Genomic DNA, 13,357 nt, shown 5'->3' with positions numbered 1-13,357 from the left:
GTTACATGGTAATGCCGGAAAACAGCATAAAGGCCATGGCCATCAGTCCGGTAACAATCATGGTAATGGCAAATCCTTCCAGCCCGCTTGGCAGATCCGCGTAGCGCAGTTTGATGCGCGCTGCGGCCATGGCCACAATGGCCAGCATCCAGCCCACACCCGCGCCAAAGCCGAAGACCACCGATTCGATAAAGGTCAGGTTGCGTTCCACCATAAACAGCGAGCCGCCCAGAATGGCGCAGTTGACCGCAATCAGGGGCAGAAAGATGCCCAGGCCCGCATACAGGGCAGCGGAAAATCGGTCGATGATCATCTCAATGGCCTGGACCATGGCGGCAATCACCGAGATAAATATGATGAGCTTTAAAAAACTCAGATCCACATCCGGCAGCCCCGCCCAGGCCAGGGCACCGGGGGCCAACAGTCCGTGGAATAGCAGCCAGTTGACGGGCGTGGTTACGGTGAGCACAAAAATAACCGCAAAGCCCAGGCCGACGGCGGTCTCGATGTTTTTTGACACCGCCACAAACGAGCACATCCCCAGAAAATAGGCCAGCAGGATATTGCCGGCAAAAACGGAATTCAAAAACAGGCTGAGAAGTTCGACCATACCTTTTTTCGCTATTTTCTTGAATTAACAAGGTATTTCTGCAGCCAAGCCATCAGACCGATGATGATAAAGGCCGCAGGCGCCAGCAGCATCAGGCCCATGTCTTCGTAGCCGGCCGCATACAGACGCTCGGGCACCACGGTGTATCCAAAAATGCTTCCTGAGCCAAACAGTTCCCGGATCAAGGCCACGCTCATCAGCACAGATCCGTAGCCCACACCGTTTCCCAGCCCGTCAATAAATGCCAGGTGCGGCGGGTTGGAAAGGGCAAAGCCTTCGGCCCGGCCCAGGATGATGCAGTTGGTGATGATCAGGCCCACAAATACCGATAAAAGCTTGCTGATTTCAAAATAATAGGCCCGCAGAAATTCGTCTGCCAGGATCACCAAAGAGGCAATCACCGCCAGTTCCACAATTATTCGGATATTGCCGGGAATCACGTTTCGCAGAAGGGAAATGATCAGATTGGACAAGCTGACCACAAATGTCATGGCAAGGGTCATGACAAAGGCGGTCTTTAACTGCACGGTCACGGCCAGTGCCGAGCAGATGCCCAGCATCTGCATGTTGATGGGGTTTTCATACCAGGCCGGCCCGGCAAATGTTTTAAATGCTTTGGTACGGGTCAGTTTCATTTGTCCCCCGAATCAATTGGTTCCTGAAGGCGGCAGCTCAGGCGCTGTTTGCGAAAGCACAGGGATACCGGTTCATATCTGGACAAGGTTTTTTCAAGCCCTTGGGAAAGAAACCGTCCCGTGAGGGTGGCCCCGCTGATGCCGTCGACGTAATGGGGCTTTTTTTCCTCCGGGACCCGTTTGCCTACGTCTCCCTTGGCAATTTGCACGGCCACAAACCGGCCGGTGCGGTCCACAATTTTTTTGCCTTCAAAATTTTTCTGGAACCACTGTTTTTCGATTTCCCCGCCCAGGCCCGGGGTCTCTGAGTGCTCATAGACCGTAAAGCCGGCCACGGTGGAACCGTCGTTTTCCAGGGCCATGTAGCCGTAAATTTTCCCCCACAGGCCCTGGCTTTCAATGGGGATGATATAGTTTTGAATTTCTCCGTTTTTTGTATACAGATAGATGGTCAGAACCTGTCCGTGGGCCCCGGCCCCGTCCTCTGCGGGTTCTGCAATTTCGCCGGCGGCAGACACCCGGATCTCATCAATGTTTTTTTCGTATATATCCCGGATCTGCTCCGGGGTGTAAGTCTTGTCCCGGAATGCCAGATCCACGGTGTAAAGGACGTTTTTCTGCCGGTCACTGAGCCGGTTTTTCTCCTGCATCGGCTGCAGCCCCGTGGCTGCGGCAGTCAGCAGAATCCCGCAGACCAGGCACATCCCCAGGGCAAAGCCGATGGATTTGATGGTCTCAGACATGGGGAATCCTTTTTTTTACCCGCAGCCGGATTTCCGTGTACTCCAGAAGCGGTGCAAACATGTTCATAAACAAAATGGCCAGCATCACGCCCTCGGGAAACGCCGGGTTGACGACCCGGATCAGCACGGTCAACGCCCCGATGAGAAAGCCGTAGATCCATTTGGCCCGGTCCGTTCCCGGTGCGGTGACCGGGTCTGTGGCCATGTAGGCCGCTCCAAAGGCAAAACCGCCGGCCACCAGATGATAAAAGGGGTTGACCGAAAACCAGGGCAGTGTACCCGGGGATGCCGCCAGGTTGAGCAGAAAACCGGTGGCCAGCAGACCGGCCACAGCTCCCAGTATGGTGCGGTAGCTGGCAATGCCGAGCAATATGAGAAGTCCGGCCCCCAGAAGAGAGCAAAAAGCCGATGTGCCACCAATGGTGCCCGGGTACTGGCCCCAAAACAGGGTTGCAAACGTGTAGCCCTGGTCGGTCAGCATTTCCCGGATGCTGTTAAACGGGGCCTGAAGTTCGGTCACAGCCAGGGGTGTGGGGCTTGTGACCGCATCCACGGCCCCGGCGGTCTTTTCCTTTGCAGCCACCCATACGGCATTTCCCGACATCTGGGCCGGGTAGGCGAAAAATACAAACGCCCTGGCTGTCAGCGCCGGGTTAAACAGGTTTCTGCCGGTTCCGCCAAACACTTCTTTTCCGATAACCACCCCGAAGGTGATGCCGGCGGCCACCTGCCACAGGGGAATGGTCGGCGGCAGGGTCAGGGGAAATAACAAACCCGTTACCAGAAATCCCTCGCTGATGGGATGTTTTCGGATGGCGGCAAACAAAAGCTCCCAGAAAAGCCCCACTGCGTAGGATACCAGGATGATGGGCAGCACAATGCCCAAACCCGTGGCAAATGAAGGCATAAACGCGGTGGACATCTCAGATGCCAAGCGGCTGTGGTATCCGGTGTTGTAGATGCCGAAAAGCAGCGGCGGGATCAGGGCCACGAGCACAGAGCTCATAAACCGTTTCAGGTCCAGGCTGTCGCGCACCAGGGGGCGGTTTTTCGTGGCCTCTGCGGGAAAGAAAAACACGTCTTCAATGGCTTCAAACAATGGGCCCAGTTTTTCCAGCCGGCCCCCGGATTCAAAATGTTTGCGGGGCGCGTCAAATATTTTGCGCAAATTTTTCTCAATCCATCCCATGGGCTAAATCCGCTGCCTGAAATAGGCCTGTTTGGTTTCCTGAAAGGTCTGGCACAGTTCGATTTTCGACGGGCATACATAGGAGCACAGCCCGCATTCCACACAGTCGAGCATGCCGTGGGAAAGGGACTCCTCGATTTCCCCCGCCCGGATGCATTTATAGGTGAACTGGGGCAGAATGTCGACCGGACAGGCCCGGGTGCAGTTGCCGCAATTCACGCACGCACGCCCGGATCCGTGCATGTCGGCATCCACGGGCAAAGGTTGGGGGTTGAAAAGAGACAGAAACGTGCGCGAACATGTGGGCTTGTTCCACCCCGGGCGCATGAATCCAAGCATCTCTCGCTTTCCGGATTCCGTGATGATGCCCAAGGCGGTTTCATACAAGCCGAGATGAAAATCCGGACCGCTGGAATAGCCCCGGAACAAGCCGCCGGCAACCCATCTGCAGCCGGAGTTTTCTCCGGGATCGGCCAGGATTTGCAGGGGCGCGCCGAGACGGGTTTGCCGGTAACGGCCATGGACGGACTTCCCTGACACGGCCACCGTGCGCCGGACCGGAAATCTTCCGGTTTCCAGAAACTCGCCGATTAGTCGCACGTCCTGGCCGCTTACAAACCAGGCATGGTTGTCCTCCGGGCGGGTCTTGGCATGATAATGGACCACTGCCGGATCATCAAAGGGATAGCCCCCTGAAACCCGGTGGGTGATCATGTTTTCAATTTGTTCGTCGCCAAAGGCGGTATCTGCAGCGCAGCAGACAAACACGCTGCTGCACAAAATCTCCAGGGCCTTGATGCCGGTCTGGAAAAAACGTTTGTCTTGGGGGCTTTGCAGCCAGGTGTCCGGTGGCGGGTGAAATGGGTCCTGGTTGGTGGCTGCCACCCAGATGGCCGAAGGACTGCGGCCCGGGTCCGCCACCCCCCGGTAGACTATATCTCTGAGCAGGGGCCATACACCGCCTTTTAACAAAATCTCCGTCAGGGCGCCGGGGGTCATCCGGGCGAGTTTATCGGCCGGATACGAGATGAAATCTTCAGCGGTTTGCTCTTTGTCCAGCCGGATGACAATCTCGCGGATCACCCGCCTGGGCCCGTGGACAATATCCTCGATTTTTCCTGCCCCGGGCGCGGCAAATACAATATCGGTGTTTTGTTTGTCTTGGTAAAGGGGCGTGCCGATACTCACCCGGTCGCCTTTGGATTTCAGCAGTCGGGCTTTTAGCAGAGGGATGCGTTCAGGTGCGGATGCCACGGTTTTGGGTTCCGGGGCCTTGTCCACGGAATGCTCCGGGCGGCCGGCAATCTTGAGTCCGCAGGATATCTGGGCGCTTGGGCGTTTCATGGATGGTTTCGATCTCCGGGTTTCCGCACTTTGCCGGGCGCACTGGCAAGTACAATGGAAATGGTGTTTTCAGTCCTGCCTAGTATAACTGCAATTCCGGATCCTGCAAAAATTTTCCCGGCAGGCATGCTTTGTGCGATGATCGGCCGGGTTATCCCACAAAGGGGCGGCGCAGCACCGTGTCTTTTTTCCAGCGCTGGTCATTTTTGTACGGATACGCAATGTTATAGTGCAGGCCCCGGCTTTCCTTGCGGTGCATGGCGCACCGGATGATCAGTTCGGCCACAATGGCGATGTTGCGCAGCTCAATGAGGTTGGGGGTGACCTTGAAGTTCCAGTAGTATTCCTGGATTTCGTCGCTGATGATCTCGATTCTGCGCCGGGCTCGGGCCAGGCGCTTGTCCGAGCGCACAATGCCCACGTAATTCCACATGAGCCTGCGGATCTCATTCCAGGTGTGGGCGATGACAATGGCCTCATCGCTGTCCATGGTTCCCAGGTCATCCCACACCGGAATATCGGCGATATCGGAAAAATCCGTCTCCCGGATTTCCTCTGCAGCCCGGATGGCCGCCTGGTGGGCGTAGACCAGTCCTTCGAGAAGGGAGTTGCTGGCCAGGCGATTGGCCCCGTGCAGACCCGTACAGGCGGTCTCGCCAATGGCGTAAAGGCGCTGGATGCTGGTTCTGCCATGGATGTCCGTGGATACCCCCCCGCACATGTAATGGGCCGCCGGCACAACAGGAAGGGCCTGACGGGTCATGTCAAAGCCGAATTCCAGACATTTTGCATACAAATGGGGAAAGCGCGAGCGCACAAACTCCGGGTCCCGGTGGGAGATGTCAAGAAACACGGCCTCATCGCCGCGTTTTTTGAGTTCCGAGTCAATGGCCCGGGCCACCACGTCGCGGCAGGCCAGTTCCCGCTGGGGGGTGTAGTCGGCCATAAAGGCGGAGCCATCGGAGTTGCGCAGAATTCCGCCTTCTCCCCGTACGGTTTCGGAAATCAGGAAATTCTTTGCCTGTGGATGAAACAGGCAGGTGGGGTGAAACTGGACAAATTCCAGGTTTGCCACCGCCGCCCCGGCCCGGTAGGCCATGGCAATACCGTCTCCTGTGGCGATATCCGGGTTGCTGGTATAGGCATAGACCTTGCCGGAACCGCCCGTGGCCAGCACCACGATGCTGGCCAGAAAGGTGTGGATTTCACCGGTATCGCGTTTGAGCACGTATGCGCCGTAGCATTGATCCTCGTGGCCGGTGATGGTCTGCCCGCGCTTTAGCCGGGTGGAGCGGGTGATCAGGTCAATGGCGATATGGTTTTCAAATATGTCAATGCGCTCGTGATGCCTTGCCCGGTTGACCAGGGCTTCTCCCACGGCCCGGCCCGTGAGGTCGTCCACATGCACGATCCGGTTAAATCCGTGGCCGCCTTCCCGGCACAGGTCCAGTTCCAGCCGGCCGTCATTGCTTTGGTTAAAGCCCACGCCGATTTCTGTCAGCTCCCGGATCCGTTCCGGGGCCGAGCAAACTACCATCTCCACCACGTTTTGGTTGCACAGCCCGTCTCCCGAGGCCAGGGTGTCGGCAACATGGGATTCAAATGTGTCATCCGGATCCAGCACCGCGGCAATGCCGCCCTGGGCGTAAACCGTGTTGCTGTCAGTGAGGCCTTTTTTGGTGACAATGGCCACGCGGCTGTGTTCGGCGGTTTTCAGGGCAAACAAAAGCCCGGCCACCCCGCTTCCGATGACCAGAAAGTCAAATCGGTGTTCCATAGATGGGCTCTTTTTTTATCTCAGGCCAGGGCGCTTTTTCCTGGATGCGATCCGGTTTCCGATGATCATTCCCAGCAGCAAAACCCCGGCCCCGGCCAGGAACCATTTCAGGCCCGCGGAGAAAAACGCGTCCGATACCTGCTTTTCCAGGGTCTGGATCCGCTGATCTTTTTCTTCCAGGGTTTTTGTGAGGCTGGCGTGCTCGTCTTTAAGCTTCAGATAATCTCCGGATTCCTCCTGAAGGGTGGCATATTGATTTTCCAGGGATTTGAGTTCCTCCCGGGTGCTTTTCAGCTCATCGGCCAGTTCCTGATTGCGTTTGATCAGGCGCTGGTTTTCTTCGGTTAAAGATTTTACCTTTGTGCGCAATGGCCCGATTTCCTCCTGCAGGGAGTCGGCAACAAGGCTTTTGGGCTTGGAGCTTGTGATATAACGAGAAAACACCCAGCCGGTGGTATCATCTGAGAGGCGAATACGGGTCCAGTTATCCTCGGTTTCCAGGGTTTCCACAGTCCGGCCGGATTTGAGCATCTTGACGATCCGGTAATTCAGACCGGGACCGGTCCGAAGGGTGATTTCCATCAAATCACCGATATAGCGGGTCTCGGCATGGGACGGAGCTGCCATGCATATTGACAATAATCCGAGAACGAAAACAATGGCCGTTTTTTTCATATCCTTACCGGTTCCTTTAAGGTTTGATGTAAAAACAAAACATACCCAATCTGCCTGCGCGGTGCAATACAAAATTCCGGCCCCGTTTCCGGACAAGCCCAGGGTCAGGCTGAATTTTTTCGTAAAAACGTTCAATGTCGCTTCAAAAACAAACCCTGACCCTCACTCTGAGCTTGCCTCCTGCCAAACATCAAGTGGTGCAAAAATCTTTCTATGGACCGCAGGCATGCAGATGCGCTGCAAGGTTTGAAAGCCGTCTCGCGGGCTTGTCGTTTTTCAGGGCAACGCCGATAGCCTTGGCATTGCCCACCAGCACAACCAGGTGCCTGGCCCGGGTGATGGCCGTATAGAGCAGATTGCGCTGGAGCATGACATAATGCCGGGTGATCACGGGCAAAATCACGGCCGGGTATTCCGATCCCTGGGATTTGTGAACGGTAATGGCGTATCCAAGGCTGAGTTCATCGAGTTCATCGGCCCCGTAGGAAACCTGCCGGCCGTCATAATCCACGCGGAGAACCGGATCAATCGGTTCCGTGCCGGTGATGATGCCGATATCGCCGTTAAAGACGTCCTTGGCATAATTGTTTTTCAGGTGCATGACCCGGTCGTTGACGCAGAATTCGTGATCCAGGGCCTTGATCCCTTTTCTGCCGGGATTGAGGGTCTTTTGCAGCTTTTGGTTCAAGCTGATGGTGCCGGCTGCACCCTTATGCACGGGTGAAACTACCTGGATGTCCCGGCCGGGGACAAGACCGTAAATATCCGGCAGGGTTCGGGTGGCAAGATCCACGATGGCTTTTGCCGCCTCCTGTGGTGTGTTGGCCTCGAGAATGCAAAATTCCTGCCCGCTGCTGTTTGCATCCATGTTTTCGGGCTCAGGCGTGCGGCCGCGCCGGATGTTGTGGGCGTTGCGCACAATGGCGCTGCGGGCGGCCTGCCGGAAGATTTCAGTTAAAAAATGCACCGGAATACGGCCGGATTCGATGATATCAGCCAGCACATTTCCCGGCCCCACAGGAGGCAGCTGAAATACGTCGCCAACAAGGATGAGCCGGGCATTGAATCGCGTGGCGCACACAAGGTGGTACATCAGCTCCGCATCGATCATGGAGGCTTCGTCGACAATGAGCACGTCTGCCTCAACAGGATCGTCCCGGGACTTGTCAAAACAGCCGGTTTCAAAATGATAGCCCAGCAGCTTGTGGATGGTGTGGGCGTTTTTCCCGGTGATTTCCGTCAGGCGCCGGGCAGCCCGGCCCGTAGGCGCCGCCAGGCAGACCCGAAGGCCCGCGCTTTTGAAAATCGCGGCAATGCACTGCACCAGGGTGGTCTTCCCGGTGCCCGGCCCGCCGGTGATCACTGAAACCGGGGAGGCCAGCACCCCTTCCAGGGCCTGTTTCTGCTCATCTGAAAGCCGGACGGCAAACCGGTCTTCCATTTGTTCTGCCGGATCAATGCTATTTGAAAGAGCCGGGTCCGGACAAGAAGACATCATGGCCGAAAGGCGCATTGCAATGCCGGTTTCAGCCTCGTGGAGCAGGGAGAGATAGATATGTCGGCATCTGTCGTCTGACTGGTCCAAAACCGCATTGCCGGCTTCCATGCACACCTTGCCGGCTGCAGACAATTGTTCCAGCCCCAGCCCGGCGGCTTGGTGATCGATTCCGAATGTTTGTTCAAGTTTCCGAAATAGCGTGTCTTCAGGGTAAAACATGTGACCGGAAGATGCGCTCTGGTAAAGCAGATGCTCGATGCAGGCCGCAGCCCGCACCTCCGGATCGGGTTGCAGGTCCGCCTTGCCGGCAATGGCATCGGCGATCATAAAGCCCTGGCCCGGCAGGTCTTCTGCCAGCCGGAAAGGATCCCGGGTGAGCACTTCCATGGCCTCAACGCCGTACTGTCTGAATATCTTTCCGGCATATGCGGCCTCTATGCCATGCTGCTGCAAAAAGTCCATGATATCGCCAATGATTCTGTGCTGTTGCCATTGCCGGCCGATATCCACAGCCCGGGTTTCACCGATACCCGAAATTTCACGGAGCCGCTCGGGCTGGTGGTCCAGGATATCCAAGGCTTTTGTGCCAAAAGCTTCGATAATGCTCTCGGCAAGGCCCGGACCGATGCCCTTGATCAGACCGGAACCCAGGTACTGCCGGATTCCGTCCACGCCTGAAGGCCGGGTGATTTGGGCCTGCTGAAACGCGAACTGCTCCCCGTAGCGCGGATGGGTTACCCATTTGCCCAGGATTTTCACCGCCTGGCCCGGGGCAGCCCCTGGCAGGTGTCCCACAATGGTTACCCCGGCATGGTCAGGCCCGGCTTCCATCTGCGCAACCGTGTAATGGGTATCTGTGCTGTGAAATGTGATCCGCCGGATCCGGCCCTGCAGTTCCATCATGGCTTTGGGCTACCTGTCATCGCGTGCAACGGCAAAAGCGTTATCATAGCCCGCCCGGATCAGTTGCAGTTCGGTGTCCCGGGCTTCTGCCAGGGAGGCAAACCGGCCCACCCGGACCCGGTAGAAGGTGGCATCAGCGCGGTTGACCTCGGTGATGGTCACCGGATTATAATCCCCCGCAAGGGTGTCACGAATGGATTCTGCCAGGTCCTTTTCCGAAAATGCCCCGATCTGAATGGTGAAATCCCCGGTGTGATAATCGCCGTGGCTGCCGGATGCCTTTTGGCGCTGCGGATGGTCTTTTTCCAGCACTGCGATTTCCACCGGTGCTGTGCCCGGCCCGATCATGTTGATTTGTCGGGCGGCATGGCGGGACAGGTCAATGATCCGGCCCTTGACAAAGGGGCCCCGGTCGTTGATGCGCACCACGGTCTGCTTGTTGTTGCGCTTGTTTTTTACCAGCACGTACGTGCCCATGGGAAGGGTTTTGTGGGCGGCTGTGCGCGCGTCCATGTTATAGGTTTCCCCGTTGGCGGTTTTCCGGCCGTGGAAGGGGTGGCCGTACCACGAAGCGTATCCGGATTCGCGAAACCCGCGGGAGTCGGGTATGGGATGATACCACTGACCGTTTATCTGATAGCTTTTGGATGTTTTTTCCGCCGGCGGCGGGGTTGTCCGGCATCCGGCAAGCCATAGGCCGGCGGCTGCCGCAAAAGCCAGAATCAGGGCAAACCGCCGGCCCGTACCCGGAGACAGGGTCATAACAGAAAATCCTTTGGTTCTTTTGGGGCCAACCGATTATTTGCCAAGGGCGATGCGCAGCACCTGGCGCATTTTCTCCACAAAATGAAACTTGATTTCTTCTTTGACATTGGCCGGAATGTCTTCCATGTCCTTTTCATTGAACTTGGGCAGTATAATGCTTTTGATTCCGGCCCGGTGTGCGGCCAGCACCTTTTCCTTGATTCCGCCAACCGGCATGACCTGGCCCCGGAGAGTGATTTCCCCGGTCATGGCCATGTCCTTGGATGTGGGCGTGTTGGTCAGAAGCGATGCAATGGCGGTCAGCAGGGTGACGCCTGCAGATGGCCCGTCTTTGGGCACCGCGCCGGCCGGTACGTGGACGTGCAGGTCGTGCTTGTCAAAAAAATCTTCGGGTATCTTGAGTACGCGGGCATTGGCCCGGATATAGCTTAGGGCCGCGTTGGCCGATTCCTTCATCACATCCCCGAGCTGGCCGGTAAGGGTGAGCTTGCCGCTGCCCTTCATGGCCGTGGCCTCGATAAAAAGAAGATCCCCGCCGGCCTCGGTCCATGCCAGTCCCATGATCACCCCGGGGGTGGCAACCCGTTTTTTGATCTCGTCAAAGGAATAGCGCACCGGTCCGAGATAATCGCGAACATCCCGGCGGCCCACCTTCACAAACTCGGCTTCCTCTTTGGCGATCTTTGTGGCCGCGCCCCGGCAGATGTTGGCCAGTTCCCGTTCCAGGTTGCGCAGGCCCGCCTCCCGGGTATAGCCGGAAATAATGTGCTTGACAGCTCCCGGGGTGATGTTGATCTGATCGGCTTTCAGGCCGTGGGCGGTTCTCTGGCGGGGGATGAGAAAGCGCGTGGCGATCTTTAGCTTGTCTTCCATGGTATACCCAGACAGCCGCAGGACCTCCATGCGGTCGAGCAGGGCCGGGGGGATGGTGTCCAGGATATTGGCCGTGGTGACAAACATTACCTTTGAAAGGTCAAATGCCACGTCCAGGTAATGGTCTGTAAACGAATAGTTTTGCTCGGGATCCAGTACTTCCAGAAGCGCAGATGAGGGATCACCCCGGAAGTCTGCGCCCACCTTGTCGATTTCATCGAGCATGAACACCGGGTTTTTGGAGCCGGATCTGCGGATGCCCTGGATGATGCGGCCCGGCATGGCCCCGACGTAGGTGCGCCGGTGGCCGCGGATTTCCGCCTCATCCCGGATGCCTCCCAAAGCCATGCGGACAAACTTGCGTCCCAGGGCCCGGGCAATGGAGTTGCCCAGCGATGTCTTGCCCACTCCGGGCGGACCCACCAGGCAGAGAATCGGCCCCTTGATTTCCGGGTTGAGCTTGAGTACGGCCAGGTATTCCAGTATCCGGCGTTTTGCCTTTTCCAGGCCGTAGTGATCGTTTTCCAGGACCTTTTCCGCACTTTCCAGGTCCAGGTTGTCGTCTGTGGTTTTGTTCCAGGGAAGGGCGGTCATCCAGTCCAGATAAGTCAGGGCCACGGAATATTCGGCCGAGGACGGATGCATTCGGCTCAGCCGGTTTAATTCCCGCTCGGCCTCTTTTCTGGCTTCTTCGGGCAGGTTTTTTTCATGGATCTTGGTGCGGTATTCCTCCACCTCGCTGCCGGACTCATCCATTTCCCCGAGTTCCTGCTGGATTGCCTTGAGCTGCTGGCGCAGGTAATATTCCCGCTGCTGCTTTTCCATGTCGCCCTTGACCTGGGACTGGATCTTGTTGCCGATTTCCAGGATTTCAAACTGGTAGCTCACCAGCTGGGTGACCTTGCGCAGCCGGGACTTGATGTCAAAGAGTTCCAGCACTTCCTGCTTTTCCTGGACACCGGAATCTATGGTGGAGGTGACCATGTCGGCCAGCGTGCCGGGCTCCTCCAGGGACTTGGCCATGGAGCCCATTTCGTCGGGCAGGGCCGAGGACAGTTGTACCACCTGCTGGTACTGGGAAACCAGGTTGGACATCATGGCCTCGGTTTCCTTGTCCCGGGCTTCCTCGATGCGGACATGCTCCACCTGCGCCTTGAGATAGGGCTGGGTTTCCAGATACTCCCGGACCTTGAACCGGCCGATGCCCTGGAGCAGAATCTGGGCGCGGTTGTCCTCTGCCTTGGCCATTTTCAGGATCACCGCGCTGCTGCCCACTTCGTAGAGATCCTCTGCAGTATATTCGTTTTTGGGGTCCGTGTGCCGGGAGGCCACCACGCCCACCAGCCGGTCCTTGGACATGGCCTCGTCAATGAGCTGGATGGATTCCTGCTGCATGACAATTAAGGGCAGGACCATTTTGGGAAACAGCACCATGTTAAACAGCGGGAGAATGGGCAGCTGCTCGGGTATATTGTCAAGGTTCGGAGTTTGTTGATTCGGGCTTTGTGCCATTTATTCGCCTCCAGATCTGTCCGTGTGAAATGGATATAACGATTCAGTCTAGTCAGAGCTGATCGGAATGGTTTGCCGTTTCTGGGACGGCAGTTTGGAGACCTCGATGTAGAGAAATCCGTTTTTGTGCCTGGCGGTGATATTTTCTGTATCCACCGGAGCCTTCAGGTAAAGGATTCGCTCAAACGGGCCGTACTGGATTTCGGCCAGGCGGTATCGGCCGTTTGGCGCCGGCGGGGGTCCCTGCCGGCGGCCGGAGATCCGTATGGCCCTGGGGTTGACCTCCAGTTCCAGGTCCTCCTTGTCCACACCGGGCACCTCGGCTGTGATGTAGATCTTTTCCGCTGTTTCGTAGATATCGAGCTGAGGTTTCCAGGTGGCCTGGGAGGAAAAGGAAAACATCGGGCTCATGGATTGAAACAGGTCCGAAATGTTTTTTTGGAAATTGGATTCGTTAAAATCATTGGTGAATCGAATCTTGATGTATTCCATCAGCCGAACTCCCCGGATTTGCGATTAAAAGTTTCAAGGTTGCCGGCCTGCTGCAGGCCCCTGCGTTTCTGTTTCATTAAATTAACACCGGTTGGCGGATTTGTAAAGTTTTCAGGGGGCCACGTTTGGCCGGCAGCCGGCGGCATTTATTGTTTTGCCGAAACGCTGCGCTCGGAGCGGCCCAGAACCCAGGCCACACCGCAGCCGGCCATGAAGCTGTGGCGGGTTTCCACCAGGGGGCTGTCTTCAAATACGGCACCGGCCAGGTTGTCGTATCGTACAAACATGCCCACCCAAGTGTTTTCAAACCGCCGACTGGCCGAAATCAGCAGGGAAGAGCC

12 protein-coding genes are annotated in these 13,357 nt (G+C 56.9%); all 12 read right to left on the bottom strand.

Going from position 1 to position 13,357, the window contains the following annotated elements:
- Position 1: 1 nt before the first annotated feature.
- Positions 2-610, bottom strand: a complete 609-nt coding sequence (gene nqrE / locus R6U41_RS00685) for an NADH:ubiquinone reductase (Na(+)-transporting) subunit E (RefSeq protein ID WP_410267917.1) — start codon at positions 608-610, stop codon at positions 2-4.
- Between the two features lie 11 nt (positions 611-621).
- Positions 622-1,245, bottom strand: coding sequence for an NADH:ubiquinone reductase (Na(+)-transporting) subunit D (locus R6U41_RS00680; RefSeq protein WP_410267916.1), 624 nt, complete (start codon positions 1,243-1,245; stop codon positions 622-624).
- Positions 1,242-1,988 (bottom strand): NADH:ubiquinone reductase (Na(+)-transporting) subunit C, encoded by a 747-nt coding sequence (gene nqrC, locus R6U41_RS00675; RefSeq protein WP_410267915.1) that lies wholly within the window; start codon positions 1,986-1,988, stop codon positions 1,242-1,244. Before nqrC ends, R6U41_RS00680 begins: the two co-directional genes overlap by 4 nt.
- A complete protein-coding gene (locus R6U41_RS00670; RefSeq protein WP_410267914.1) occupies positions 1,981-3,177 on the bottom strand; it encodes an NADH:ubiquinone reductase (Na(+)-transporting) subunit B in 1,197 nt (398 codons plus the stop codon). Before R6U41_RS00670 ends, nqrC begins: the two co-directional genes overlap by 8 nt.
- A gap of 3 nt (positions 3,178-3,180) precedes the next feature.
- Positions 3,181-4,521 (bottom strand): 4Fe-4S dicluster domain-containing protein, encoded by a 1,341-nt coding sequence (locus tag R6U41_RS00665; RefSeq protein ID WP_410267913.1) that lies wholly within the window; start codon positions 4,519-4,521, stop codon positions 3,181-3,183.
- A 151-nt stretch (positions 4,522-4,672) separates the two neighbouring features.
- Positions 4,673-6,298, bottom strand: a complete 1,626-nt coding sequence (gene nadB / locus R6U41_RS00660) for an L-aspartate oxidase (RefSeq protein WP_410267912.1) — start codon at positions 6,296-6,298, stop codon at positions 4,673-4,675.
- Between the two features lie 15 nt (positions 6,299-6,313).
- Positions 6,314-6,925 carry a TIGR04211 family SH3 domain-containing protein gene (locus R6U41_RS00655; RefSeq protein ID WP_410267911.1) on the bottom strand — a complete coding sequence of 204 codons (612 nt, stop codon included), beginning with the start codon at positions 6,923-6,925 and terminating at the stop codon, positions 6,314-6,316.
- A gap of 259 nt (positions 6,926-7,184) precedes the next feature.
- Positions 7,185-9,374: an ATP-dependent RecD-like DNA helicase gene (locus R6U41_RS00650; protein ID WP_410267910.1), complete on the bottom strand. Its 2,190-nt coding sequence runs from the start codon at positions 9,372-9,374 to the stop codon at positions 7,185-7,187.
- A gap of 9 nt (positions 9,375-9,383) precedes the next feature.
- A complete protein-coding gene (locus R6U41_RS00645) occupies positions 9,384-10,136 on the bottom strand; it encodes a septal ring lytic transglycosylase RlpA family protein (protein WP_410267909.1) in 753 nt (250 codons plus the stop codon).
- 36 nt (positions 10,137-10,172) lie between these two features.
- Positions 10,173-12,524 (bottom strand): endopeptidase La, encoded by a 2,352-nt coding sequence (gene lon, locus R6U41_RS00640; protein ID WP_410267908.1) that lies wholly within the window; start codon positions 12,522-12,524, stop codon positions 10,173-10,175.
- A 48-nt stretch (positions 12,525-12,572) separates the two neighbouring features.
- The gene (locus tag R6U41_RS00635; RefSeq protein WP_410267907.1) at positions 12,573-13,016 is read right to left on the bottom strand and encodes an Hsp20/alpha crystallin family protein; all 444 of its coding nucleotides are present in this window, start codon (positions 13,014-13,016) and stop codon (positions 12,573-12,575) included.
- 146 nt (positions 13,017-13,162) lie between these two features.
- On the bottom strand, positions 13,163-13,357 hold a 195-nt coding region (locus tag R6U41_RS00630; protein ID WP_410267906.1), incomplete at its 5' end, for a MipA/OmpV family protein.

The organism is Desulfosalsimonas sp. (assembly GCF_046483245.1).
Taxonomy (GTDB): Bacteria; Desulfobacterota; Desulfobacteria; order Desulfobacterales; family Desulfosalsimonadaceae; genus Desulfosalsimonas.
The sequence above is the reverse complement of the archived record's forward strand: the minus strand, read 5'-3'. Positions and strand labels throughout refer to the sequence as shown.